The 24,367-nt window shown below is 68.2% G+C and carries 25 protein-coding genes and 1 pseudogene; 19 read left to right on the top strand and 7 right to left on the bottom strand.

Annotated elements, in window-relative coordinates; all coding sequences use genetic code 11:
• Positions 1 to 20 precede the first annotated feature (20 nt).
• A complete protein-coding gene (locus AB0M54_RS14190) occupies positions 21 to 458 on the bottom strand; it encodes an SgcJ/EcaC family oxidoreductase (protein WP_364471193.1) in 438 nt (145 codons plus the stop codon).
• A 59-nt stretch (positions 459 to 517) separates the two neighbouring features.
• On the opposite strand from AB0M54_RS14190, the gene AB0M54_RS14195 reads away from it, so the two are divergent.
• The 3 genes and pseudogenes from AB0M54_RS14195 to AB0M54_RS14205 all read left to right on the top strand — a co-directional run bounded on the left by AB0M54_RS14195 (position 518) and on the right by AB0M54_RS14205 (position 2,829).
• Positions 518 to 964: a MarR family transcriptional regulator gene (locus AB0M54_RS14195; RefSeq protein WP_364471196.1), complete on the top strand. Its 447-nt coding sequence runs from the start codon at positions 518 to 520 to the stop codon at positions 962 to 964.
• A gap of 28 nt (positions 965 to 992) precedes the next feature.
• Positions 993 to 1,316, top strand: a pseudogene (locus AB0M54_RS14200) (SAM-dependent methyltransferase); the annotation flags it as partial.
• 55 nt (positions 1,317 to 1,371) lie between these two features.
• A complete protein-coding gene (locus AB0M54_RS14205) occupies positions 1,372 to 2,829 on the top strand; it encodes a recombinase family protein (protein WP_364471199.1) in 1,458 nt (485 codons plus the stop codon).
• Between the two features lie 67 nt (positions 2,830 to 2,896).
• On the opposite strand, the gene AB0M54_RS14210 is transcribed toward AB0M54_RS14205, so the two are convergent.
• Both AB0M54_RS14210 and AB0M54_RS14215 read right to left on the bottom strand, forming a co-directional pair.
• Positions 2,897 to 3,154 (bottom strand): hypothetical protein, encoded by a 258-nt coding sequence (locus AB0M54_RS14210; RefSeq protein WP_364471202.1) that lies wholly within the window; start codon positions 3,152 to 3,154, stop codon positions 2,897 to 2,899.
• A 76-nt stretch (positions 3,155 to 3,230) separates the two neighbouring features.
• Positions 3,231 to 4,217 (bottom strand): replication-relaxation family protein, encoded by a 987-nt coding sequence (locus tag AB0M54_RS14215; RefSeq protein WP_364471205.1) that lies wholly within the window; start codon positions 4,215 to 4,217, stop codon positions 3,231 to 3,233.
• A 1,750-nt stretch (positions 4,218 to 5,967) separates the two neighbouring features.
• On the opposite strand from AB0M54_RS14215, the gene AB0M54_RS14220 reads away from it, so the two are divergent.
• From AB0M54_RS14220 to AB0M54_RS14235, 4 genes are all read left to right on the top strand, one after another.
• Positions 5,968 to 6,420, top strand: coding sequence for a hypothetical protein (locus AB0M54_RS14220; protein ID WP_364471208.1), 453 nt, complete (start codon positions 5,968 to 5,970; stop codon positions 6,418 to 6,420).
• Positions 6,421 to 6,585: 165 nt separating this feature from the next.
• Positions 6,586 to 7,074: a hypothetical protein gene (locus tag AB0M54_RS14225; RefSeq protein WP_364471211.1), complete on the top strand. Its 489-nt coding sequence runs from the start codon at positions 6,586 to 6,588 to the stop codon at positions 7,072 to 7,074.
• Between the two features lie 38 nt (positions 7,075 to 7,112).
• Positions 7,113 to 8,570 carry a relaxase gene (locus AB0M54_RS14230; protein ID WP_364471214.1) on the top strand — a complete coding sequence of 486 codons (1,458 nt, stop codon included), beginning with the start codon at positions 7,113 to 7,115 and terminating at the stop codon, positions 8,568 to 8,570.
• Positions 8,571 to 8,941: 371 nt separating this feature from the next.
• Positions 8,942 to 9,346 (top strand): hypothetical protein, encoded by a 405-nt coding sequence (locus AB0M54_RS14235; RefSeq protein ID WP_364471217.1) that lies wholly within the window; start codon positions 8,942 to 8,944, stop codon positions 9,344 to 9,346.
• A 259-nt stretch (positions 9,347 to 9,605) separates the two neighbouring features.
• On the opposite strand, the gene AB0M54_RS14240 is transcribed toward AB0M54_RS14235, so the two are convergent.
• The 4 genes from AB0M54_RS14240 to AB0M54_RS14255 all read right to left on the bottom strand — a co-directional run bounded on the left by AB0M54_RS14240 (position 9,606) and on the right by AB0M54_RS14255 (position 13,829).
• Entirely contained in the window at positions 9,606 to 10,490 is an 885-nt protein-coding gene (locus tag AB0M54_RS14240) for a replication-relaxation family protein (RefSeq protein WP_364471220.1), read from the bottom strand.
• A gap of 279 nt (positions 10,491 to 10,769) precedes the next feature.
• The gene (locus AB0M54_RS14245) at positions 10,770 to 11,624 is read right to left on the bottom strand and encodes a replication-relaxation family protein (RefSeq protein WP_364471223.1); all 855 of its coding nucleotides are present in this window, start codon (positions 11,622 to 11,624) and stop codon (positions 10,770 to 10,772) included.
• 398 nt (positions 11,625 to 12,022) lie between these two features.
• Positions 12,023 to 12,565, bottom strand: a complete 543-nt coding sequence (locus tag AB0M54_RS14250) for a GNAT family N-acetyltransferase (RefSeq protein ID WP_364471226.1) — start codon at positions 12,563 to 12,565, stop codon at positions 12,023 to 12,025.
• Positions 12,566 to 12,590: 25 nt separating this feature from the next.
• The gene (locus tag AB0M54_RS14255; protein ID WP_364471229.1) at positions 12,591 to 13,829 is read right to left on the bottom strand and encodes a helix-turn-helix transcriptional regulator; all 1,239 of its coding nucleotides are present in this window, start codon (positions 13,827 to 13,829) and stop codon (positions 12,591 to 12,593) included.
• A 437-nt stretch (positions 13,830 to 14,266) separates the two neighbouring features.
• On the opposite strand from AB0M54_RS14255, the gene AB0M54_RS14260 reads away from it, so the two are divergent.
• From AB0M54_RS14260 to AB0M54_RS14315, 12 genes are all read left to right on the top strand, one after another.
• Complete coding sequence (locus AB0M54_RS14260) at positions 14,267 to 14,893, top strand: GPP34 family phosphoprotein (protein WP_364471232.1); 627 nt, start codon at positions 14,267 to 14,269, stop codon at positions 14,891 to 14,893.
• A 173-nt stretch (positions 14,894 to 15,066) separates the two neighbouring features.
• Positions 15,067 to 16,494, top strand: a complete 1,428-nt coding sequence (locus tag AB0M54_RS14265) for an APC family permease (RefSeq protein WP_364471235.1) — start codon at positions 15,067 to 15,069, stop codon at positions 16,492 to 16,494.
• Complete coding sequence (locus tag AB0M54_RS14270) at positions 16,491 to 17,144, top strand: GNAT family N-acetyltransferase (protein ID WP_364471238.1); 654 nt, start codon at positions 16,491 to 16,493, stop codon at positions 17,142 to 17,144. The genes AB0M54_RS14265 and AB0M54_RS14270 overlap by 4 nt, the downstream gene beginning before the upstream one ends.
• A gap of 212 nt (positions 17,145 to 17,356) precedes the next feature.
• Positions 17,357 to 18,154, top strand: coding sequence for a hypothetical protein (locus tag AB0M54_RS14275; RefSeq protein ID WP_364471241.1), 798 nt, complete (start codon positions 17,357 to 17,359; stop codon positions 18,152 to 18,154).
• A gap of 196 nt (positions 18,155 to 18,350) precedes the next feature.
• On the top strand, positions 18,351 to 18,617 hold the full coding sequence (locus AB0M54_RS14280) for a hypothetical protein (RefSeq protein ID WP_364471244.1): 267 nt from the start codon (positions 18,351 to 18,353) through the stop codon (positions 18,615 to 18,617).
• Positions 18,614 to 19,546 (top strand): hypothetical protein, encoded by a 933-nt coding sequence (locus AB0M54_RS14285; protein WP_364471247.1) that lies wholly within the window; start codon positions 18,614 to 18,616, stop codon positions 19,544 to 19,546. Before AB0M54_RS14280 ends, AB0M54_RS14285 begins: the two co-directional genes overlap by 4 nt.
• 16 nt (positions 19,547 to 19,562) lie before the next feature.
• On the top strand, positions 19,563 to 20,453 hold the full coding sequence (locus AB0M54_RS14290) for an SAM-dependent methyltransferase (protein ID WP_364471249.1): 891 nt from the start codon (positions 19,563 to 19,565) through the stop codon (positions 20,451 to 20,453).
• A 214-nt stretch (positions 20,454 to 20,667) separates the two neighbouring features.
• Complete coding sequence (locus tag AB0M54_RS14295) at positions 20,668 to 21,510, top strand: aspartyl/asparaginyl beta-hydroxylase domain-containing protein (protein WP_364471252.1); 843 nt, start codon at positions 20,668 to 20,670, stop codon at positions 21,508 to 21,510.
• A gap of 41 nt (positions 21,511 to 21,551) precedes the next feature.
• A complete protein-coding gene (locus tag AB0M54_RS14300) occupies positions 21,552 to 22,421 on the top strand; it encodes a hypothetical protein (RefSeq protein WP_364471255.1) in 870 nt (289 codons plus the stop codon).
• The gene (locus tag AB0M54_RS14305; RefSeq protein ID WP_364471258.1) at positions 22,418 to 22,975 is read left to right on the top strand and encodes an LOG family protein; all 558 of its coding nucleotides are present in this window, start codon (positions 22,418 to 22,420) and stop codon (positions 22,973 to 22,975) included. Before AB0M54_RS14300 ends, AB0M54_RS14305 begins: the two co-directional genes overlap by 4 nt.
• Positions 22,972 to 23,517 (top strand): phosphoribosyltransferase family protein, encoded by a 546-nt coding sequence (locus tag AB0M54_RS14310; RefSeq protein WP_364471261.1) that lies wholly within the window; start codon positions 22,972 to 22,974, stop codon positions 23,515 to 23,517. Before AB0M54_RS14305 ends, AB0M54_RS14310 begins: the two co-directional genes overlap by 4 nt.
• Positions 23,514 to 24,212 carry an HAD hydrolase-like protein gene (locus AB0M54_RS14315; protein WP_364471264.1) on the top strand — a complete coding sequence of 233 codons (699 nt, stop codon included), beginning with the start codon at positions 23,514 to 23,516 and terminating at the stop codon, positions 24,210 to 24,212. Before AB0M54_RS14310 ends, AB0M54_RS14315 begins: the two co-directional genes overlap by 4 nt.
• Positions 24,213 to 24,367 lie beyond the last annotated feature (155 nt).

Here is a 24,367-nt window from a genome sequence, read left to right on the forward strand (position 1 = left end):
GACGGCGGCCGCAAGGACTCCTAGGCGCCCGGCCGCAACCCCGGCGCGAAGCGGAACGACACCGCCTCGGCCATCGCCTTGTGCTTGGTGTTCTGGAACGCCGCGATGCGCCAGCGGCCGTCCGGCTCGCGCACCACCACGTACGTCTGCACCTTGCCGAGCTTTCGGGGCCGGCCCCGCAGCACCTCGCCCCGGCTGGTCACGATGGCCGTGTCGGGCCCGGTGAACCGGACGTCGGTGATCTCGTCGGCCAGCGTCGAGCCCTTCAGGAACTTCTGCCAGAGCACCCGGTGACTGCCGCCGATGTCGGCGCGGCCCTGATAGCGGGTGCCGACCCAGGTCACATAGGTGGCGTCGGCGGTGAACAGCGCGGCATAGGCCCGATCGTCATGCGCGGCCCATGCCCGCACCAGCGCGGCGATCGTCTCTTCGACGGCGCGGCGGTCCTCGGTGGTCACAGTGCCCTCCCCATGGGTTATTCTCTGCTCTCATGCAGATTCTTACCATGGGAAGATGAATGCGACCAGACGCTCACGAGGTTTTCCGCCGCTACCTCGACGCGGTCGGCCTGAACGGCGTCGCCCTCGCCGAGGCCGCCGGCCTGAACACCACCGACTGGTACGCGCTGAGCGTCCTGGAGCAGGAGGGCCCCGTGACCTCGGGCCTGCTGGCCGAGCGCACCGGCCTGACCACGGGCGCCACCACCCGCCTGATCGACCGCCTGGAACGCGCCGGCCACGCCCGCCGGACCGCCGACCCGTCCGACCGCCGCCGTGTCCTGGTCGAACACGTGCCCAACCTCGACATCGACGCCATCGTCGGCCCGGCCCGCCGCCACCTGGCCGCGGTCCTGGAGTCCTACACCCCCGACCAGCTCGACCTCCTCTTCGACTTCTTCGACCGCGCGGCCCCGGCCCTGCATGCCGCGACGGCGGAGATCCGACTGGGATCGGCCGACCGCTGAACCCGGCCTATGCTGGGCGCGCCGATCGATCGACCGAGGGGACACTGTGGCCGAACCGTTCGACACCGGGCGCCCGCACCCGGCCCGCGTCTACGACTTCCTGCTCGGTGGCAAGGACAACTTCGCCGCCGATCGGGCCGCGGCCGCCGAGGGCCTCAAAGCCAACCCCAACGTCGCGACCGCGCCGCGCGAGAACCGGGCCTTCATGGGCCGGGTCGTGCGACACCTCGCCGGCGAGGCGGGCGTCACCCAGTTCCTCGACATCGGCAGCGGCCTGCCCACCTCGCCCAACGTCCACGAGACGGCCCAGGCGGCTGACCCGGCGGCTCGCGTCGTCTATGTGGACAACGACCGATAGCTGTCGGGTAGTGTACACACGTGGGTTGTTCTCCTGAAGGGAGCTTCACGTGTCGCTCGGGGCGGGGTTCGTACGGGTCAGCACTGGTAGTCAGGACGAGGTGTCTCAGGTCAAGGTGATCGAGGCGGAGGCTGCCGAGCGTGGGATCACGATCGTCAGGTGGTTCCGGCTGCATGGCTACTCGGCGAGTCATGGGACGCAGGAACCGGCGTTGCGGGAGGTGATCGCGGACATCGCGCGGGGCGACTACTCGACGTTGATGGTCACCGAGTCGTCCCGGCTGGACCGGCGGGAGGATTTGGACGCTCAGGCGGAGATCCTGCTGGCTATCCGGTCGGCTGGTGGCGACATCGTCTCGATCAGTGAGCCGCAGTTCGGGCGGACCGATTTCGCGGGCCGGATCGTGACGCTCGTAGCGCAGCACGCCAACGCCGAGAAGTCCAAGACGGTCAAGAGCACGACGTATCGCGGCATCATGATGATCCGCGACAACAAGGCGCATCACGGACCGTTGCCCGCGTTCTGGGCGACGAAGGGTGTCCGCTACGCCAAGCAGGCGTGGTGTGAGAACCCCGCCGCCGTGGTGGACCTGTACGAGCGGGTTGGTAGCGGCGAGTCCCTGTCCAGCGTGGGACGCGCCTACGACCTGTACCCGACCTCGGTCAAGAACGTGATCCGGTTCGACGCGAACCACACGGGCGTCATCGAGTGTTCCTACACGCACGAGGGCCGGGTGGAGACGTGGGCGCACGAGGTGGCGCCGGTTGTCGATTCCGCGTTGTGGTGGCGTGCGAACAAGGTCCTCGATGCGAACCTGACCGAGAGCCGCGCGAACAAGGGTGGCAGGCCGGTCGCGTGGCCGGCGAACTGGATCTCCGGAATCCTGGACTGCCCCGCATGCGGGGGGAAGGTGTTCCTCAATGCTGGCATGACCCCAGCTCGGGACGCGCGTACGGGCAAGTCGCGGGTACCGAAGCCGCGTACGCCGAAGCTGCGTTGTGGTGGTCACGCCAGGCAGCGCCTGTCGTGCGGCGAGTTCAAGGGGATCGACGCGCAACCAATCATCGAAGTCATCACGGGGATGTTCGCCAGCGATAGCACGGACGTTCTCGCGTTTCAGCGGGTGGCGGGCAACGCGCACGAGTTGGACGAGTTGCAGGCCGGGCTCCGCAAGATCCAGGCTCGGTTGTCGGCTACCGAGGATGATGACGAGCTGGACACGCTGGTAGCGGAGCGCAAGGCGATCAAGGCGCGCATCGAGGGCTTCGAGATCGTGCCCGACCGCTTCGACTATGCGCCCACGGGGCAGACGGTGGCCCAGATGTGGGATGCCGGTGATGACACGGTCAAACGCGGCATGGCCCGCGCGGTCAAAACGTCGTGGGGAATGGTTCTCGCGGAGCATGACGGGCAGTGGGGCATCGCCGTCGGAACGACAGACCACGACGGCCCGGCGGAGACCAGGGGGATTGTTGACCTTGGCAATGGTTTGTGTTTCCGGCGGTAGCGCGGGAACCCGGCGTAGGCTCACCCGGCATGGCGCCGGGTGAGCCTCTTTGGTTGCCGCTCGGTGGCTAGTCATCGGTGTGGTGTTGCGGCATGACGAGCACGACCTTTCCGGCCTCGATGTGTTTGAGCACGTCCGGGAGCCTGAATTCGTCCGGTGCGACGATCACGGTTGGTGCGTCGTCCGCCGCCGGTGGGGTGAGCGCGTCGATGGTTGTCCGGTCCCCGGTTTCGGTGGGCGGGGTGGGGTCACCGTCCGGCGGGGCGTCCGGTGCCCGGTCGACTATCCGGCGAGGGTGCGGGTTCGGTGTCTGGCTTGTGGCCATGTTCCTCCACGGTGGTGGGACGCGGGTCGCGCGTCGTTCCACTCCATGGCTTTCGCCTCCCTTCATGAGGTTTCAGCTACTTCGGGTCGGTGACGGCAAGGCCCGTCGGCGTGGCCGATGACCGACCAGGCAGCGCCCCCGGATCACCGAACCGGGAGTCACGTAGGGGCGTGTCGCGGGCGAGGCGGTGCAGTGGCACGCTGAGCGCACCCCGGGCGGTCAGCGGTCGCCAGATGCCCTCTGCCGGCCAGGACCGCAGCTTGCGGTATGAGGTTGTGGCAACCGGGGGCAACGGCAGGACCGCACCGTCAGCGGCGAGTTGAAGCCAGCGGCGGTGCAACGCGCGTTCCCGGTTGTCGTTGACCATCACCAGCAGAATTACGTCCCGGTCGGCGGTCGCGGGGTGCGTGTTCAGGTGCCGGTCGACGGTCGTGATCAGGGTTCGGGTTGGCTGGCGCACGCTGTCGCTGTAGACCCAGAACGGCACCGTCACGGTGCCGTAGCGCCACCGGCCGTGCGCGTCCGGTCGGGTCTTGCCGCCGCAGGTGTCGGCGCACCGGGCCGGACCCCACCACTGATCAAGCCCGGCGTACTCACGGCCTACCGCGTGGTGGTGCAAAGCGGTGAAGAAGTCGCCCAGGGCCAGCCGGCGGCGCAGATGCGGACGTCCCAGCGGGACGAACGACCGGGACCAGGCATCCACCCAGCGGTCGGTGTTCAGGATGCGCTCGACGCCCGCCCAGTAGGCGCCGCCCTGCCCGAGCGACCACGCCCACCGCCGCCCGTCGCCCCACTGGGCCGGTACCGGGGTCGGCAGCCCGGTGGGCGCCCGATGGTTGAGGTCGTCGGCGGGAACCCCCGCCGGGTGCGTGCCCGGGTGACCGAACTTCACCAGCAACGCCCGGGTGGCCAAGTAGTCCAGCCGAACGGCCGCGTCCGCGACGCGGGCCGGGTTCGGGAAACACAGCGCGGCGAGCTGTTCGGTACTCATCACCTCGTGCTCGGCGACCAGCCGCAACACCTGGAGGTCGGTGGCGGTCAACCGCTCAATCGCAGCGAGCACGTTGACCGGATGGGTTCTGTCGACGCGGGCTCGGGCCATGACGGCGCCCCTTCAGCTACTCGAAGCCCCACGCCCCCGTGGCCCAGGGCCAACCGGTCGGCCCCGCCTCATGCGCCCCATCAGGGAGCCGATCTTGCCCACGGTAAGCACGCCCGCACCCGCACCGGAACCTGTCACACCCTGACTACCCCAACCACCCCTAACAAGGGGTGACGACCCCCCGCGCGCCCCGCGGCGCCCGCACGCCGCATTGCTGCCGCGCCGCTTTCCGCTCCTCGCCGCGCGGGGCGCGGCTGCGGTGCGGGTCGGCTTGCCACCGAACCACACGGGTCGCGCACCGACTATTGCGTCACGTTCATCAATGCCTTATCGATCACGGCCAGTGATCATCTTCACCCACCCACGAACGCCCCCCATGCCTTCACGTCCACCCAGGCCATCAGACAGGGGCCATGGCGCAGGTACGTCGTTACTGCTGGAGGGCGTATGGCGTGAGCTGCGCGACCCCTCATCTCAGAGATCGATGTTCTTCACTTTTTGGCACACCCCCTGGCATTCAAATGTCGTTCGGCCGGTTGCTCGCGCTCGCGTGCCCGTCGCGATACGGGTCAATCATGGCCGGTCGGTCGTCGGTTGCGCCGGCCGTGCGCACCCCCTTGCCATCGATCAACGCTGATACGGGGCGCCCCGATCGTGGGGCGCCCCGTGGTCAGCCGGGCTAGGGGCGCGGCAGGCACCGCGCCGGGCATTCAGCAGGTGCGCCTGCCCTTTCCGTTGCCGCTCGACGGCTAGTCAGGGCCGTGGTGCTGCGGCATGACGAGCACAATTTCTCCGGCCTCGATGTGCCTGAGCACGTCAGGAAGCCGGAAATCGTGAGGTTCGACGATCACGGTGCGCCGATCCGTGGTCGAGCGGCGCCGCCGTGGTGGGGCCGGTTCCTGCGGCACGGGTTCGGGTGGGGTGGGTGGTGGCGTGGCCATCGTTGACGTCCCCCGCGCGTGCCGATGGCCGGGGTGGTGCTCGGTGGTGGCGCCGGGGGTGGGGTCGGTGCCGGGCGGGGTAGCCGCTTCGGTGGCCGACCGGTCGCCTACAGGCGGGCGACGTCGTGGGTGGTGCGGGGTCTGGCTTGTGGCCATTTTCCTCCACAGTGGATGTTCGCCGGTGGTGTGGAAGTCGCGGTCATGCGCGGTTCGCCTCCTTGTCTGGTCTCGACGTTGACGAGCAGGTGTTGCCGGAACCGCTACGGCGGGTGCCGGTAACGGCGGCGCCAGCCGGTAACGGCATTGCCCGGCACAAGCCGGAACAGGGGCCGCACCGGTTGGTGCGTTCGTGCCCGGCCCGTCCGGGCCGGGAGCTGGGGGCGCTACGGGGTTGACGGCAGCGCTGCGGTAACATCCCGCGTGGTAACGCCTCGCCAGCCGCTACCAGGGCCGCAATCAGCCGCCCGGGGCGCCGGGCGTCGCTTCCGGTTGCTTCCGGTTTCAGGTCGGCCCAGTTCGGGCGCAAGGAAGCGGAACTAGGAAGCGGAAGCCGGCCGTTCCGCGCTGTTCCGCCGCGCCGGGCGGAACAGCCCCCGGCCGTTCCGGAACGGCCGCAGGGTGCGCGGGCCGTTCCGGTGGCCAGCGCGGAACGGTCACCGGAACAGCCCCACCCGTTTCCGGAACGGTGGAACGGAACAGGCGGAACAGGCACACCGTCCGGGCCCCGGACGGGTGGGCTCGATGCCGCCGAGTGCGGTCTGATGGTGGCCATGGTGGAGCCGTCCGGCACCGAGCAGAGGGAGCCGACCGGTTGGGCGTTCGTCCGCATGATGGTGCGGGAGTTCGTCCACGAGTGGCGACATCCGACGCCGTTCCCGGTGCGGTACCTGCGGTGCGACGACGGGTGCGGCCGGGTCACCCCGCACAGCAGCATCCAGCGGATATACACGCTGCGGGTTGCCGAGCGCGAGGTGGCCGCGCCGCCGGCGGAAGCGGTCTGCGACGAGTGCAGACACGCCCAGCCCCGCACGGTGGGCGACGAGATCACCGCCGACGTCACCGTGACCTGTACCGGGCACCCGTTCCGCCGGTTCGGGTCCAAACGCAGCCGCCGAACGTGCGGGCAGCAATTCGCCGTGCCGGGCACTGCGTCGAGCGTTCTGTGCCCATGGCGCGCCACCAGCCAGCCCAACCCGGCACCACCACCGCCCGCCAACCGGTAGCGCCCGCACGGGCGCGGTAACGGCGGAGCAAGTTGGTGCCTTCAGCAGCCCCTGCGGGGGTGACCGGGCGCGGTCACGTTCGGGCGCGGGTTGCGCGGGGTGCTACGGGGAGCCGGCCGTCGCCGGTAACGGTCCCGACAACGGCAGCCGTCCACCGTGCGAGACATGGCAGACACCGAGAACACCAGCGCCGGCGCGCCCAGTGCGCCGACCGATCCGACCACCAGCACCGGCCCGGCCGCGCCGGGCCGCCGGTACCGGCCGCGCGGCGAGACCGTTCGGGGCCAGCGGCTCACGCCGAGGTTCACCGATGCAGAGCTGTCCGCGATCAAGGCCGCCGCCGACGCGGCACAGATGACCGTGACCGGGTTCTGTGCCCTGGCTGCGCTCGCCGTCGCGCGCCGCAGGCCGAGTGAGGCGGGCCGGGTGGGCGAGGCGCCCGCCGGGGTGGAGGAGTTGGCCGAGCTACAGCGGGAGCTGTTCGCCGCCCGTAACGCGGTCAACCGGACCGGCGTCAACCTCAACCAGGCGGTAGCGGCGCTCAACTCCATCGGAGCGCCGCCGGTGTGGCTGGAACATGCCGTCCAGCGGGTGACGCGCGCTGTGGCCGAGGTGGACACGGTGGTTGCCCGCATCCACCGCCGCTTGTCGTGATCCCGGCCGTGCATCCACGGGGCGCGAACGTGGGCGGGTTGCTGCGGTACCTGTTCGGTCCTGGCAAGCGGGAGGAACACGTACGCCCGCGGGTCGTGGCCGCGTGGGACGGCGCCGGTCCGCTCTCAGCGCTGCAACCGCCGCAGCTTGCGGGCGGGTGGCACGACCTGCGCGCGTTGACGGAGCTGTTGGAACAGCCGGTCCGGGCCGGTTTCCGGCCGCCGGCCAAGCCGTTGTGGCACACCTCGATCCGGACCCACCCGACCGACCGCATCCTGTCCGATGCCCAGTGGGCGCACATCGCGGGCGAGATCGTGGCCGCCATCGGGTTGGCCCCGCACGGCGATCCGGACGCGGTGCGTTGGGTGGCGGTGCGCCACAACGACGATCACATTCACGTCGTGGCCACGTTGGTCCGTCAGGACCGGCGCACGGTGTGGCCGTGGCAGGACAAGCGCAAGGCGCAGGCCGCGTGCCGGGACCTGGAGGAGCGGTTCGGGCTGTACCGGGTTGCGCGGCCCGGGAAGGGGTCGCGCCGGTGGCCGAGCCCGGCCGAGTTGAACAAGGCCGCCCGGCTTGACGCCGCGTCCAGCGGCGCGCGGCCGGGACGGCGGGCGAGCCGGGCGGGCGGGCGCGGCGCGGCGCCGCGCGAGGTGTTGCGGCGCCGGGTGCGCGAGGTGGCCGCCATCGCCACCGATGAAGCGGATTTCTTCGCCCGCCTCGCGCACGCGGGGGTGCGGGTCAAGCTACGGCGCAGCACCCGTGACCCGCAGCAGGTGACCGGGTACGCGACCGGCATGGACGGGCACACCACCGCGTCCGGGGACACCGTGTTCTACGGCGGGGGCCGCCTCGCGCCCGATCTGACGTTGCCGCAACTACGGTCCCGCTGGACCGGGACACCACCGAGCACGGCGGGCGGGAACGCGGCGCGGCTGGCCGCCATGGGCAACGTGCCGCCGGACGTAGCCCGCCGCGCCGCCGAGACGGTCCGCGACGCCCACGAGGCGATGCGGGCCGCATCGAGCCCTGCCGTCGCGTCCGCGATTGCATACGCCGCCGCCGACCTGTTGACCGCGACCGCGCACGCGTGGGAAGGCCGGGCGGGCGGGCCGCTGTCGGATGCGGCCGAGTGGTTCGACCGGGCCGCCCACGACTGGCACGGCCGGGTACCGGCCCGCCGCGTGTCGCAGGCCGGGCAGCTGAGGACGATGGCCCGGTTGATCGCCGTCATGGGCGCGGTGTCCCGCGACCGCGACACCCTCGCCGCGCTGCACCTCGTGTTCACGCTCGCCGCATTGGCGGAGAGCCTGGCCGACCTACGCGAGGCGCAGGACCGATTGCATCAGGCGCGCGCTGCCCGGCACGCCGCCGGGCAGCTACGCCAGTACCAACCGCCCGCCGGGACGGCAGGAGCCCGCACACCGGGCATGCGGGCCGCCCGCCCGCCGGTACCGGACTCGCCGGCCACCGACCGGCGCGGACAGCAACGCTGAACCGGGCGACGCCATCACGGCGCGGCCCGGCCCAGGCTGAACCACCTCGTGCTGGTCGAGCTGTTCGAGGAGCCACCGGTAGCGGGGCACCAGCCGCCGCGATTCGCCAGCGACATCAACCCCTGCCGGGAGCGGGCGTGGCATCGCGGAGATGTGCGACCACGCCGCAGGTGCTTATTCATCATGTGTCCCCGGTGGACGGGTGCGGCTGTCAGACCGGCTGAGCAGCACTGTTAGAGGAGAACAGGACGGAGCCTCAGCCGGGGCGTCCCGCACGAGCGAGGGTCCGAGGGAGCCTCCGACACACTCTCCGGGGTGAGGTAACGGTCCACGCTACCGCCGAAGTCTCACTCTCTCGTAATGTCCGGTCTATGCGCAAAACCATGTGGGTGGACCCTCGTGAGTGTGTTTCGGCTGCGGACATCTTCGGGTCGAAAACCCGGCCGGACACGATCGAGATCGAAGTTGATCACCTGTTCGAGCTGGTGGTCTTCGCCAAGACGCTCGTATATCTCTTGAGCGACAGTCCCGTCCGGGGGACGGTTCCGGCCAAGGCGGTGGAGGCGCTGGCGCAGATGGACGGCTTCCGCCATTTCAAAGCAATGTTGCCCACGGCGCTCGGTGCTGTCTTGTCCGGCGAGAATGCGCGCAGCGTCGTCGGCGTCGAGGCCGAGGACACCTGCTCCATCGTTGAGGCTGTCCTCGTCAAGTCGGGGTACTTTCAGCGGCCCAACAAAGGAATATTTCTGCAGCGTGCTGACCAGCCGAGCACGTAGCCGCCCGCGGGGGCATGCCGCGTGGTGCAGCGCGGGTACTGCCCGCTGTCGCGCGAGCCCGGTATGCGGAGGGCCTGTTATGAGTTGGCCTGCGGTCCTATCGGGATCTGTCACCGGCTATTAGCTCGACGTCAGTGCGCCGCGATGTCTGTCAGCACATGAGGCGTTGACCCTGTTGGGTCCGTGGTGACCCGGGCCGGCCAAAGCCCCGAACGTCGTGCCGGAGGTTGATCTGGTGTCTGCGGCGGTCGGCCGCCTTTCATGCGGCTTCTCGGTTGCGGTTGTCGAGGACGGCGTCGGCGAGGTTGGCCAGGCGCAGCCCGGCGCCGGGACGGCGGTGTAGCCACCACACGTCCTCGGCCGGGCCTATGGCCCGTTGTGCGGCGTTGTCGCGGGCGGCGGTGGCCACCGGGTACCAGACGCCCGCGTCGGTGAGTCGCTGCTGAAGGTGGTGTTCCCGGGCGGCGGCGTGTAGCCAGAACAGCACCGGCCATGCCCGGCCGGTGACCCGGGCCAGTTGGTGGTAACCGGCGATCTTGTCGACCAGAACCGAGAGGGGTTCGCTGCCGGTATCGAACTCGACGAAGTACGGTGCTGTGACGCTGTGTTCGGTCCAGATGCCGTGCCCGTCTGGCCGCACCCGTGGGGTGTAGACGCGGACCTGCACATCGTCGTCGTCGGGGTCGGCGAACGCCCCCATCTGCTGGCAGCGGGCCGCCGGCCACCACCGGTCCAGGCTCGCCTGCGGATGGGTACGGGCGTAGCCGGCAAGGTTGGTGAAGAACTGGTTGACGCCGAGCAGGTGTGGCAGATTCGCCCGGTTGGTCAACTGCCAGCGCCGCCGTCGGGCCTGATCCTTGCGGGGCAGGTCCTCACCGCGGTGCGCGGCCACGATCTCCACCCCGAGTTGACCCAACACGTAGTGGTAGGGGTAGGTGCCGCCCTCGGCCCGGAACGGCCGGAACCGGCCCAACAGCCCTACCTCGCACAGCTTCCGCAGCCGCCGTTGGGCGAAGTCCAGCGACCCGTACAGGGCGTGCGAGATCTGGAACGAGGTGAGCACGCCGTGGTCGGCCAGCCACCCGAGCAGGACATGATCACGATCGGTGAGGCGGGCCTGGACCCGCAGGAACAGCTCATCCATACAGCCTCCAATATGTTTTGTTTACCCCGGGGGAGACCCCAGACAGAGGTCTGTCGCAGCACGGCCCGCATCTGTCAGGCCGGCCGTGAGCTGCGCTGTTAGGTGACTGGCGGGGTCGGTTTAGGGGTCCGGATCAAGGCGGACACCCCCGCCGACCCCCGGACGGTGACCCGCACCGACACCACACCGGAATCTGTCAACACCGCTCGCCCGACGCCCGGCGACGTGTCCGGCATCGAGCGGCGGAGCAGCAGGCCCGAACGAGCAGGTGAGGCGCTGCTACCGCCGGGGCACGTCGATCAGCCGTACGAAGGTGTCGTCCGCGCCGGCGACGTTCCAGATGGCGTCGGCCGCGCTGGGCGCCGCGTACAGGCGATCCAGGGTGCACGTCGCGACGGGCACCGGCACCGGCGCGGCGGCCAACTCGCGATGCAGGTCCGCTTCCCGCTCCGGCCTGGCATGGACGACCAGAACAGCAGTCGCCGGAACACCCCGCTCGGCGAGCCGGTAACCCGCCAGCCCCTCCGCCGGCGGCGGGGCCGGGTCGCCGGACCATGGCTTCGGCTCCCCGTGATCGATGTGCAGCAGGAACCGGACCACGATCCCGTCCTCTATCCACACCCCATACGCGCGGGGCCGCACCCCGGACACCCCGTACCCCCGCAGCCACGCCGCCGTGTCCGCCGCCCGCTGCCACCGGTACAGACAGCCATGTTGATTGGTGCGGGCCTCGGCGGCAAGGCCGGTGAAGAAGTCGTTGATCAGCAGGTGTCCCGCGACCGGCTGCGCCAGCACGGGCGGCACTGCGTGTCCCGACCGATGGAGCCGTTCCTCTAGGACCGTCACACCGTCGGTGCTTGCCTCGTAGTACGCCAGATGCGACGGGTCGTCGTCATACACGAACCGCCACACCAACCCGGCCCGGAACAGCGCCCCCAGGTGCCGCACGGCGGCCGGACGGCTGCCGAACAGCAACGTCACCACCTGCCCGGTGTGCAACGCCCCGTGCTCGGCCAGCAAGCCCAACAGCGACCAGTGCCGCTCACCCAACCCGTGCACCTGCACCCCACCCGGACGGCGGACCGGCGGACCAAAGGTGCTCTCGTTCGGCCCGACCCGGTACTGCCGCGCCACGTTCACCGTCCCTCTGCGATCAGCGAGCCGCCTCGGGCGCTGGTATGGGTGCGGTGCGCGCCGTCATCGCCTCATCGGGTGCCCCGCGAAGCCAGGCGCACAACCTACACATCTACTAAAGGCGGCAGGTAAGCGCTTACCTGGGTCCCGATGTCCACCAGATCACCCGAAAGGTCGATAGCAAACCGTGACGTAAGGGACACTCTCGTCGTCCTGGATGTCGGACAAATTGATCTTGCGTCGCAAGAATTCCCGCTTTCCTCTGGCCGAGGAATGGGGGTTCGTCGGGGGCGTTGACAGCCCGGTGCGGCGTCCGGCGACGGCCCTGAAGGTGCCGGCACGGTGACGGACGTATCGGCGGGCGGGAGTGCGCTGCTCAGGCGCGTTGCAGTGGTGGGTTATTTCAGAGTAAGAAGCATGGCGTCGTACGTTGGTGAGTCGTCGAATGGCTTAATCTCGCCCAACTTTCGCCATCCCCAGGAGGCGTACGCGGCTTGCGCCGCCGCGTTTTCGGGCAGCACCAACAGGGTGGCACGTTCCTCGTCGCGATCCGCCAGCAACTGGTCGTGGAGCTGGCGCGCGTAGCCTCGGCGCCGTCGCGATTCGCTGACCATGATCTCGGTAAGGGCGAACGTTCGCCGGCCATCCTCGATCAGATCCTTCTCTTTTGCATCTGACTTCAGTTCGTTCCACCAGCCGCTGCCTGCCGGCAGCGTGTAGCCGAGCGCGTACCCGATCGGTTCTGTGTCGATGGTGCCGACCACGAACGCGAATCCATCGCGCGAGGCGTAGCCTTCAAGCCTCTGCCAGTAGCGGTCGGTCGAGAAAAAGGGGTCATTCAGGCGATCGGCGTAGACATCCTCGTAAACGTCGAGAAGTGTTTTCCGTTCACTGTCCAGCTGGGCCGGGCCGTAGTGGGTCAGAGATAGTGTCGCCGCCACCTGAGTTCCTTCTTTCGCCTGTCGCTTAGCTCCGTGCGGCGGAGTAGCGATCTAGAAATTCGCTGACAACGTGCTCGTGGCGGAAGTTGTTAAGTCTCATCGCCACTGATGCGAGTTCGTTATCGACGCGCCAGCTGGCCACCTGATCGGTTAGATCTTCAAGCGCCAGGCCGGCGGCATCTGCGGCCTCGTCGATATTGCGCTGGTCCAGGTGCGCGCTGGCCAGCCGTACACGATAAAGAGCCCTATTGCGGGCGAAGCGGTCGCCGTAACCATGGATCGCTCGCTCAAGCAAGGTGGCTGCGCGTTTGGTTTGCTTGAGTTCCGCCAGGCAAGTTCCTTCGACGCCGTCAAGCTCGGCCTGCCCGAGGAACGAGCACCATTCCTCGGCCGGCTTATCAAAGTCCCGGTCGATGACCTTTCGTGCCGCCGTAATCGCCTTGGCGTTGCCTGTTCTGTCTTGGCCAAGAGATGATGCTACCGCTCTGCGCAGGTGCGGGATGGCGCTCAACCGTGCGCGGCTATGCGCCGCAGATCCTGCGCGGATCGCTGCTTCGGTGTAGCGCATCGCCTCGCGGGGACGTCCAAGGACGTTACTTTGGAAAGCAAGATTTGACAGCGCGTGGACCTCGACCTCTGCGTCGCCGGTCTGGCGCGCGAGCGCCAATGCCTCGTTGTAGCTTGACCGCGCGACATCTTGCCGGCCGGCGTCGAATGCCAGCCACCCAGCGCACATCTGCGCCCTAGCCGTTGCTCCGACTAGCTGAGTCTCTACGGTTTCACCGTAGGTCCCGGTCTCCAACATCTCGTAACCGTTCTGGGCGCTGGCCTTCGCAGCCTGCCACAGGGTCTCTCCGCCATGCTGATAGTCGAGCCCGTAGAGGCGGGCAGCCGCGTCTTGTAGCTGTCTGACGTCCACGAGACCGATCTTGCGGGTTCCGTGCCTCTGATCTACCGGGATGCCGACGACGGGTGCGGCCACACCCAGCGCCAGAAGACTTCTTCGCCTCATGGGATCAAACGGTAGCGCCTGTTGAACGCGTGCAGCCCGCTCCACCTCGGCGAGCGCGATGAGCTCTCCCCTTGCACCTAGTGCCCTGTCCACAGCCTTCGCTACGCCTGGAGTTGATGGCCGGTGGCCGTTTTCGACCTTGCTCAGGTAGCCGACGTCGAGAAGCGCAGTGCGGGCCAGCGCGCGAAGTGAGAGGTCGCGCCCTTTACGGACGCGGCGGAGCGCTCTCGCGAAGGATTCCTTTTCGGCCACGCCCTATCTTCGCGATTGAACAGACGGTGTTGTCAAGGCGACCTGAGGCAACTGGCAACACCTGGAGAGCCGGCCGCGAAGACTCAACACTCACTTGCGAGGCGGGTCAATGCCTCGATGTGGGCCGCTGCCGACTCTTGATTGGAGATCATCGTGTCGATCGCGACCGTTGTTGCGGCGCTGGTGGTGGGTTTTCTAGCGGGGTTGCTCGCGTTCAAGGTCAAAGCTCGATGGTGTCCCAGTTGCGGATCGACGACCCAGGAGCTTGCTCGCGAGTTGGTCGGACGGTCGTGATGGCAGGTCAAAGCGACCGTGGAGCCGCGCCCGTTGGCTCGGCGGCGGATTGGCAGCAGGGTTCATGGCCCCCACTGGAGGGTGGTAGGTCGCGTCAGCCGGGCGTGCACCGCAGGGTTCCGGTAGAGCCGGTGTGGCCGAAGGTGGCCGACCAGTTGTTCCTCGCGTCTCATGACTCGTTCGGTGAGCCTGAGGTGCACATCGATGTGGTTGCGATTGGGTTGGGAGGGGCGCTGATCGCCGAGCTGATGCTGGCCGGGCGGGTGACGTCGGAGAACGGCCTGTTGCTGGTGCTCGAGACTGCGGCTCCGTCCGATGTCCTCGCCAATGCGGTGCTGGCGCGCATGCGGGCGGAGCAGTCGCTCTCGGTCGCTGACTGGATCAAGGCGCTGGCTTTGGACGCGGTCGCTGAGGTGAGCGGCAGGTTGGCGGCGGCGGGCAAGATCCGCGTCGAACGGCCGCGCCGGTTCCGGACGCTGGGGCTGACGCGTGGGACGAAGTACGTGCCGATCGATCGGACTTCGCGGGCTTCCACGCCGGCGGCGCGGATCGCGGACACCATCCGTCGGGGCGAGTACCTGCAACCGGTGAATGCGGTGCTGGCCGGGTTGATGGTGGCGATGGGTTTGCACCGGGAGGTTCTCGATACTTGGGATCCGGGCATTGAGCGGCACATCCGCTACCAGGTCGCTCAGCGGGTGCCCGCCAACGTGCAGGACGTGATCGACCGTACCGAGGCGTCAGTAGGCACCGACGTCATCACGCGCTGAATATTCCGGGCCGTCACTCAGCCTCCTTTTGCTGGTTTGTTCCTGCTCTTCCCCTCATCGAGGAGTTCATAGTCATGTCCAATACGCGTACGCGTAGAGGTAGTTCCCGGGGTGGTGTCGCTGCCGCGTTGGCGAAGTCTCGGCTGGGTGTCGCCCCGTTGGTGTTCAGTGTGATGGCTGCTGCGGCTCCGTTGACGGTGGTGGCTGGTGGCGCGACGGCCGGGTTCGCGGTGACTGGCAGTACCGGTATTCCGCTGGCGTATGTGGTGGTCGCGGTGGTGCTGGGTGTGTTCGCGGTCGGGTATGTGGCGATGTCGCGGCGGATCGTGAATGCGGGCGCGTTCTATACCTACATCACTCGTGGCTTGGGTAGACCGGCTGGTGTCGGCGGCGCGGCTGTCGCGCTGGCCGCGTACGGGCCGTTGATGCAGGTCGGTCTGCTGTGTGGGTTCGGGGTGGTCGCAGCGGACTTCATGACCACCCACGCGAGCTTGACGATGCCGTGGTGGATCTGGGCCTACATCGCGTGGGCGGCGGTGGCCGTGCTCGGTGTGATCCGGATTGATCTGCTCGGTGTGGTGTTGTCGGTGCTGCTGGTCGCCGAGATCGTGGTCGCGGTGGTTTTGGCGGTGGTGCAGGTGGAGCATCCGGCGGGCGGCCGGTTGTCGGTGACGACGTTGTCGCCGTCGAACCTGCTGACCACCGGGCTGGGTGCCGGGTTGGCGACGGCGATCGCCGGGTTCGTGGGGTTTGAAGGCACCGCGGTGTTCTCGGAGGAGGCCAAGGATCCGCGTAGGACGGTGGCGCGGGCGACGTTCATCGCCGTCGTCCTGATCGGCGGCCTGTACGCGTTCTGTGCGTGGGCGATGTCGGTTGCGGCCGGCCCGGACCAGATCGTGGCCCGGTCGACCGCAGAGGGCTCGGCGCTGATCTTCAACCTGGCCGCCCCTTACGTGCCTGCTGTGGTGATCACGGTGGGGCAGTTCCTGCTGCTGTCGAGCCTGTTCGCCGCGGTCCTGGCGTTCCAGAACACGCAGGCCCGGATCGTGTTCGCCTTGGCCCGCGAAGGTGTCCTTCCGGCTGTGCTGGGCCGGGTGGGGAAGCGGTCGAAGGCGCCGGTCGGCGGGAGCATCACCCAAACCGTGATCGCGTTCGCGGCGATCATCGCGTTTGTGCTGACCGGCTGGGATCCGTTCGTCAACGGGTTCTTCTGGCTGACCGTGCTCGGCGGCATCGGCGTCCTGGCGATGATGACCATCGTCAGCCTCGCGGTGGTCGCGTTCTTCACCCGGCGTGACAATCAGGCGGGGGTGTGGGAAGGCCGGCTGGCCCCGTTGCTGGCCTTCGCCGCGCTGGCGGCGGTGTGTGTCGTGACGGTGGACAACGCGGCCGCTCTGTTCGGCGTCGACCCAGCGTCGGGCACCCAGTGGCGGCTGCTCGGGGTCTACCCGGTGGTGTTCATTATCGGGGTCGTCGGGGCGCTGATACTGAGATCCGCGAAGCCTGAGGTGTACGCGAGGATCGGCCTCGGCGCGCACAGCATCGTCGGGGCTGTCGGGCACACCGCTGAGCCCAGCACGGCTGCGGGGGGCGTCCGGTGACCCGCCTCGATGAGCCGATCGTGGTGCGCCGGGCTACCACCGGCGATGCCACGCAGGTGACCGCCGTGTTGGTCGCGGCGTTCGTCAACGGTGATCTCGGGCCGTGGCTGGTCCCGACCAGACGAGACCGCATCCGTATGTACAAGCCGTACTTCGGGATGCTCACCCGCCACGCTCTGAAACATGGCCGGGTGGACATCACCGGCGATGGTAAGGCGGTCGCGGTGTCCTACCGTCGCGGCAGTGGTCTGGTCGTGCCGGAGATCGTTGACTACGACTACCGGCTGGCGCGCATCTTCGGCGTCCACGCCGAAGGGTTCCGCGATCTCGACGCCGCTCTCGAGGAACACCACCCGGACGACGTCGGGCACTGGTACTTGCAGTTGCTTGCTGTGAACCCCGACGTGCAGCGACGCGGACGCGGGTCGGCGTTGCTGGATCATCTCCACCAGTTCACCGACCGGCTCGGTCTGCCGTGCTATCTGGAGTCCACCGGTGCCGGCCCGACCGCGCTGTATGACCGGCACGGCTACCAGCCTCAGCCGCCGTTCCGGATCGGGCGAAGTGGCCCCCAGGTGTTCCCGATGTGGCGGCCCACGGCCAGCATCGACCGGCACCCGGAAGGCGAATCGGTAGCTGTTCCCGGCTGACCGTCATTCCTCGGGCCGGGATCGGCTCCGCCAGACGACCCCCCTTGCTGGCGGCCCGGCCCGAGACGGCTGGGCGCCGCCCGTTCCTTCCGCCACGACGAGCGGGCGGCGTCCCGCCCCCTTTTCAAAGCACCAGCTCGACTCAAGGCACCAGCTCGACGTTGCCTCCATCCCTTTTGTTCATCTGTGTTTTCGAGGAGAAGTCCGCCAGCATGGCCAAGTTCGCTCGACTCCTGCCGTTCGGCCGGTTGCAAACCCCGATCCGTGCCTTCGTCCACCCCGTAACGGGCCGGACGGTGACCGTGGTCGCCACCAACCACTTCGGCACAACCCGCTACTACCGGGAACTGCTGACGGCCATCACCGATCGGCAACAGCGCGGCGCCACCGTGTTCAGCGAAGGCGCCGACATGGTCCCCGGCGACCACCTTGATGCCACCCCCGACGAGCAGAGCGCCCTGGCCAGCATGCGCACGGCGAACAACCAGATGGCAGAGGCGTTCGCCAGCTTCGGATGGGTGCCCGACTACGACGTGATCGGCTTCCCCGCCGAGTGGCGGTACGTCGACCTGTCCCACGAGGCCGTCATTCGCCACGGCGGCGCCGCCACCTTCCAATACCTCGCCGACACCGCTACCGGACCGGCCGTCGACCCACGCCTGGTACGCGGAAGATTCCTGTTCGCAGCCGCGGTCGGCCTGCGGGTCGTCGGTTTGCTCCCGGCCGGGATGCAGGCCCAGCTCAGGAACGACACCGACACGGTGATCCTGGATCAACGCAACAAGCTGGTCCTGGACGAGATCGACACCACCGGCGGTGACGTGGTGACCCGATGGGGAGCCCGGCACCTACCCGGCCTGGCGGTCGGCCTCACCGAGCGCGGGTTCCAGCACACCGGCCGCGACAGCTGGCACACCGTCGGTACCCTCCCACCCATCCCCACCGCCCTCTGGCGGCTGGGAGCCGCCCACCGCGCCGTCACCCGCGATGCGAAAGGGGCTGTCCGATGAGCGGGCTCTGGCACCGCGCACGCATCGCGGCGGTAGCGGTTTGCGTTTGCCGTGGTGATCATGCTCCCCGTCCCTTTGGCCGACCGCAGAGCGACGTCGAACCGAGTTCCTCATTGGTGACCGCGCGTGGATTGCGCCGCGTATGGGGAATTCGCGGTGAAACCGGGAGCGGACAGATCGCGGGGACGGTCACCGCATGAACTTCCAGCGGCAGCCTCCACCGCCAGGTCTCATCGCAGCGGCCGAGCAGGACTACCACGCCGCTCGTGACGAACTCGACCAGATGATCGCAGCCGCCAGAACGGTTTTGGCCAACGAGTTCTCCGAGGTCGAGGCCGTGACCGATGTCTGGCTATCCCTGCACGTTCAGCAAGACAACCCGATTGTTCTTTTACTCAGCGCGGCCGCGATCGTGCGGCTTGCTAAAGCGCCAGCCACGCCTCCAGAACGGACGCGCCCATGACGCAACTGCTCATCAGCGCCTACAACTACGAGAGCGGCGGCCACAACAAGCTCACGGACACGTTCGACGTGGAGCCGCTGAAGCAGGCGTTCGCCGTCCTCGACACGCCGCCGGCGTTGATCCTGTTCTGCGAATCCAAGCTGTACCGGCGCCGCCAATACCAAGGTTTGCGGCTGGCCGAACGTGCCTTTACCGAACAGTTCGACGCCCCCTACTTCGGGTTGCTCGGCACCATGACCCGCGGGCCGATGCCCCCGGCCATCTTCTACAACACCAACCTGTTGACCTGTCTGCACTGGCCGAGCGACGACCCGCACGAGCAGGTGTTCGACGGTCAACGCAACCTCGGCCTGTTCCGCGTGAACGAGACCGGCCGCCAGTTCGGGGCGTGGGTCGACCACTTCGACCCCTGGCACGGCTGCGACCGGCTCCGGGCGGCGAAACTCCGCGGCCAATACGGGCGCGACAGCCTGCCGTTTATCGGCGGCGGTGATCTGAACTGCTCGGCCAGCGGCCCGCATTTCCCGCAACGCGACTGGGCTGCCGCCCACCCCGCGTTCCGCCGCTACAAAGGCATCCACAACGGCTTCGACACCGACACCGGAACCCTCCGTGGACCGGTACGCCCGGCGACCGCGCCGATGGACTTCCTGATCGGCGCCTGGGACCACACCACCGGCCGCCGCACCGAAGGAGCCGGCTACCACGCCATCGCCGAACTCGCCTGGCAGCACAACTCCAGCAAACCCATCCAGTCGAGCGTCATCGACAAACCGCACGAGGGGGGCACCGAACTCATCGACTATCTGCTGGCCAACACCGCCATGCTCCCGCACGTCGACCCGGCCAGCTACAGGGTTCACATCCCCGATCCGGGGCTACCCGATCCGTCCGACCACTACCTGATCACTGTCGTGGTCAACCTCTGAACCCGAGACCCTGACCATGACACCCCACGGCACCCACCCACGCACCGACCGGACAGCCGCGATACCGGCCAGTGAACCGCCCGACCTGGCCGACGGGATCGACACCTCGATCGCGCATCCGGCCCGCCGGTACAACTACTGGCTCGGAGGCAAAGACAACTTCGCCGCCGACCGCGCCTCCGGCGACGCCATCGCCAGGAAATTCCCGGGAATCCGGAAAGCCGCGATCGAGAACCGCAAGCTGATGTGCCGGGTCGTCGACTGGGCCGCCCGGCAAGGCATCACCCAATTCGTGGACATCGGCACCGGCATCCCCGTCTCCCCAAACACCCACGAAACCGCCCAAGCCATTCAACCCGCCGCCAGGGTGGTCTATGTCGACAACGATCCGCTCGTTCTCGCGCACGCTCGGGCGCTGCTCACCAGCACCACCCAGCGGGGCCGGACCGAATACATGCAGGCGGACCTACGCGACGCCCAGGCGATCCTGGACCACGACGCGGTCAGGGACACCATCGACTTCACTCAACCGGTTGCGGTGCTGCTATTCGCGGTCCTGCACTTCCTACCAGACGAGGCCCAGGTCCGGCACATCCTGCACACCCTCACCGCGCCACTGGCGGCAGACAGCATCCTCGCCGCCAGCCACGCCACCTACGACTTCATGCCCGCCCCGACCCGACGACAACTGGAAACCGAACTGGCCGGCGAGGCCGGGCAGCACGGCACATTCCAACCGCGTACGGGCGAGCAATTCCTCGACCTGTTCGCGAGCAACGGCCTTGAACCTGTCGAACCGGGCCTGGTCTCCGCGATCCGGTGGCACCCGCAGCTCCAGCCTCATCCCGGTGAGAGTGTCACTGATGCCGACGCCAGCAGCTACGCCTACGTCGGGAGGCGGCCGTGACGGTGTTCTCCCAGCCGGACACCTACACCAGCAACCCGGAGGCCGGCGTCGGCAACGACAAACCCCATCCCTCCCAAGCCCACCGTCAAGCAGGCACGGGAGGTGAAACCAATGTGGAGACGTAGTCGACTTCGCGGCTCCTGCCGAGAGCGACCGATGAACTTCATCGAATAGTCCGCCGACCCCATACCAGCCAATTCAGAAGGAGCAAGTGATGACCAGCGCCCCTATTGCCCCGGCCGCCTTGCCGACCGATGTTGCGGTGTTGAGTCGCCTGGAACCTGGACTGGTGGAGCGGCTACGCCACGAGGCGTTGACCGTGCCGCAGGACTGGGCCCTCGAATATGGCGAGTATCAGAACGGCGGCTGGCACACTCTGTCGCTGCTCAACGACTCCGGCGATCCCCGTGATGTAACGATCCGGGACTGCGCGCGGGTCAGAGCAACCACGCTGTTGGAGCAGATGCCCGCCGTGAGTGAGCTGCTGACCGGTCTCGGCGTCCGGGTGATGTGGGCTCGGCTGGCCCGCCTGGATGCCGGCGCGTTCCTGTGGGAGCACCGAGACTACGGCGAGCTGAGCGGCGCCGAACGACACCGGCTGCACGTACCGCTGGTGTCCAACACGTCGGCATATCTGGTGCTCGGCGGCACGAAGGTACACATGAGCGTCGGCCGGGTGTGGCGGTTGACGCCGACCAGCCCGCACGGCGTATGCAACAGGTTCGGGCCGTCCCGGATTCACCTGATCATCGACTGCTACGCCGACGAAGCGCTCCGGAAGCTCGATCACGGCGAGGCGCCGGAGCCGGGCGACGCCGAGCTGCTGCCATCGCCCGATCAGGCTCAGATCGATGAGGTCGTGGCGACCGCGACGGGCCTGGCCGATCTGGGCTACGACCATGCTGCCGAGACGGCGCTGCTGGAGCTGTTCTACCAGTTCGCTCTTCCGGAGGGCCGTGCGTACGACCTGATCAGCGACATGTACACCGAACTGCACCGCGCCGATGACGCGAAGCGGTGGCGATCGAAGAAGGACGTCATGCTCGGTCGCTCCTGATCCCCGTTTCTGTTCCGTCGCTTGCCTTGAGGAGGCTTGTTGTGAGTAGTCGTCTGCTGAACAACATCGCCGCGGTCAACTTGCCGCGCCAGTTCGGGCTGTTGGAGAAGGCGATTGGCGTTATCGGCCGCAGCAGCACCGTGCATTCTCTTCATGTGCGTGGCTCGCTGGCGGCCGGCACCGCCGACCGGCTCTCAGACCTCGATTTCATCGTCGCGGTTCACGACCCGAGCTTCGGCCCGTTCATCCGCATCATCGACACGTTGATGAGCGCTGAGCTGGGTGCGTTGCTGCCTGGCTGGCGGGACACGATCGTGGCCCGCATGGGCGGCCTCGGCTACGTTTTCCTCGTTCCGCACGAGGGTGTTCTGCAGCAGATCGATTTGTACGCGGTACCCGTGTCACGGCTGGACACCGTCCTCGCGCGTACCAAGGCGATGCCGGTCTACCAGGCCGACGGCGAACGTTTCCAGCGGCACAGCCAGCAGGTTGATTGGCTGATCAACAGCACGCTCGATCGGCCGTACACCACTCGGGAACTGCTCGTCGAGATCTTGGTCCTCGGCCACATGATCCACAAGCGGATCGCCCGTGGGCAGCGCTACGTCGCTTACGCCGAGATGTTCGCGCTGCACACCGCGGCCAAGAACCTCATCAAGGCGGCGCTCGCTCCTGGCTCGGCGTTCTACGGCTGGTACCAGCTCGGCGAGGAGATCGGCACCACGCCGATCGGTCGGCAATGCCTGGCTGGTCTCGACCGGCTGATCTCCGGCAACCCGATCCCGCAGTCGGGCGACCTGACCGCCGCACTCAACATCGTCCTGGAGCTGGCCGAACGCGCTGCCCCGGATGCGGTGGCGGGGCTGCGTCCGGCGATCGCCGCGTACCGGTATTACCTGGAGCAGATGTGATCACGGCCGGGCGGACAGCGGTGTTCTTCGGCGGATGCGTCCCCGCCTCACCGGACGAGGAACACCTGGCCCACAACATCGGTGCCCTGCTCGCCGAACACGGTTTCGCGATGTGGCACGGCGGCTACAACGGGCTGATGGAACACGCCGCGAAGGGCGCGGCCAAGCACGACGCGCCGGTGGTCGCGGTCAGCATCCGCGACATGCCATGGGGTGCGTTCAACCCGCACGTCACCGACACGATCCTGGTGACCGGCATGGGAGAACGGATACACACGTTCCTCGACCCCGCCGACATCGTCATCGCGATGGCCGGAGGCGTCGGCACGCTGCACGAGCTGACCGCTGCGCTGTGGTACGCGGGCAACATCCGACAGGTGCCCGTCGTGATCGCGGGAGCCACCGCGCGCCGGCTCCTGGCGTTCCTGCGTGCCGAACGATGGCTCTACGCCTCACCGACCCGGCCGCTGGACTTCCTGCACGAAATCGGAGACGCCGCCGGCCTGCTGCCTCTCATCACCGCGCGTACGGCCTCAGACAGGAGCACCTCGTGACGGCGGCGACCACCGCGCTGGCCGAGCGGGTGCTGGCCATCGGCACGGTGACCGCTCCCTACTCGCTGCCGACCGGTGAACTGCTCAGCTCCTATTTCGACGAGTACCGCATCGCCGCCGATCCTGAATTGCTGGCCCGTACAGGCCAAGCCTTGGCCGCCCTGCTACCGGCCGACGTTGACGTGGTTGCGGGTCTGGAACTGGGCGGCGTGCCGTTCGCCCTCGCCGTGTCGGCGGCGACCGGGCTGCCCGCCGCGCTGGTTCGCAAAACGGCGAGACCGTACGGTGCCCGGCTCCAGGTCGAGGGCCGGCCTCGGACGGGAGCACGCGTCGCGATGATCGACGATGTGATTCGCTCCGGCCGGCAGATCACCGTCTCCGCCTCGGCGCTGCGACAGGCCGGAACACTTCCGATTGCCGCCGTCGCCGTGATCGTCCGGCCGGGCAACGCCAGAGCTTTGCTCCGAGCCCACGACATCACGGTGTCCGGTGTCGTGGACGAGACGCAGGCCCCGGCCCGACCCGGGCAGGGACCGACGTGATCCACGCCGTGCTCTACGACCTCGACGGCGTGATCGTGGACAGCCGAACAACAGTTGTCGAGGCCCTGCGCGAGGTGGCCGGCATCGCCCTCGGCGCCCGACCACCGCATGAGCAGGTGTTCCCGCTGGCGTCCCTGCCGCCGGTACAGGCACTCACCGACCTGGGAGTGGCAGATGCATCCCGAGTGTTCGATGCCCACTTCGACGCCGCCTACGCCGCCCACGCCGGCAAGTCCCAGCTCGTTGCCGGGGTGACTGCCGCGATGTGGCGCATCAGGATGGCCGGGCGCAGGCAAGGCATCGTCACCTTGCAGCGCCGTCACCGGCTCAATCTGCTCCCACTCGGGCCGGTGCACGACCTGGTTGACACGATCGTGTGCTTCGAGGACGCCGCCCCGAAACCCGCCCCGGACCCGCTTTGGCTCGCCCTCGACCGGCTGGACATCGTGCCGGAACAGGCGTGCTTCATCGGCGACACCGTCAGCGACATCCAGGCGGGCACGGCCGCAGGCGTGCGCACCTACGGCGCGGCGTGGGGCTACCAGGACGCCGCCGAGCTGGCCGGTGCGGGCGCAGACGGGCTACTCACCCGACCCGCTGACATCGTGAACCTGGCCCTGGCCGGCCCACCGGTCACGGTAGGCTACGATTCCAACGCAACACGCATGACCGCCCGTTCCGGCGACAGCCCGTGAACCGCGGCATCGACAGTAGGACGGGAACAGAGCAGATGGGCATGGTGGGGCGGCGAGCTAGCCGCGCTGAGCTGGGGAACGAGGACCGCGTCCTCGCCTGACCCCCTCGGCCCGGCTCGGCGTGATCCTGACACCCGCTTTCCCACCGCTGTTTT

Origin of the sequence: Actinoplanes sp. NPDC051470 (assembly GCF_040682035.1) — a bacterium.
GTDB lineage: Bacteria > Actinomycetota > Actinomycetes > Mycobacteriales > Micromonosporaceae > Actinoplanes.

Coding starts and splice junctions, on each gene's coding strand:
- AB0M54_RS14195 (WP_364471196.1), top strand. CDS start 518: ATGCGACCAGACGCTCACGAGGTTTTCCGCCGCTACCTCGACGCGGTC.
- AB0M54_RS14210 (WP_364471202.1), bottom strand. CDS start 3,154: ATGGCCACAAGCCAGACACCGAACCCGCACCCTCGCCGGATAGTCGAC.
- AB0M54_RS14220 (WP_364471208.1), top strand. CDS start 5,968: ATGGTGGAGCCGTCCGGCACCGAGCAGAGGGAGCCGACCGGTTGGGCG.
- AB0M54_RS14225 (WP_364471211.1), top strand. CDS start 6,586: ATGGCAGACACCGAGAACACCAGCGCCGGCGCGCCCAGTGCGCCGACC.
- AB0M54_RS14235 (WP_364471217.1), top strand. CDS start 8,942: ATGCGCAAAACCATGTGGGTGGACCCTCGTGAGTGTGTTTCGGCTGCG.
- AB0M54_RS14240 (WP_364471220.1), bottom strand. CDS start 10,490: ATGGATGAGCTGTTCCTGCGGGTCCAGGCCCGCCTCACCGATCGTGAT.
- AB0M54_RS14265 (WP_364471235.1), top strand. CDS start 15,067: ATGGCTGCTGCGGCTCCGTTGACGGTGGTGGCTGGTGGCGCGACGGCC.
- AB0M54_RS14275 (WP_364471241.1), top strand. CDS start 17,357: ATGGCCAAGTTCGCTCGACTCCTGCCGTTCGGCCGGTTGCAAACCCCG.
- AB0M54_RS14280 (WP_364471244.1), top strand. CDS start 18,351: ATGAACTTCCAGCGGCAGCCTCCACCGCCAGGTCTCATCGCAGCGGCC.
- AB0M54_RS14285 (WP_364471247.1), top strand. CDS start 18,614: ATGACGCAACTGCTCATCAGCGCCTACAACTACGAGAGCGGCGGCCAC.
- AB0M54_RS14290 (WP_364471249.1), top strand. CDS start 19,563: ATGACACCCCACGGCACCCACCCACGCACCGACCGGACAGCCGCGATA.
- AB0M54_RS14295 (WP_364471252.1), top strand. CDS start 20,668: ATGACCAGCGCCCCTATTGCCCCGGCCGCCTTGCCGACCGATGTTGCG.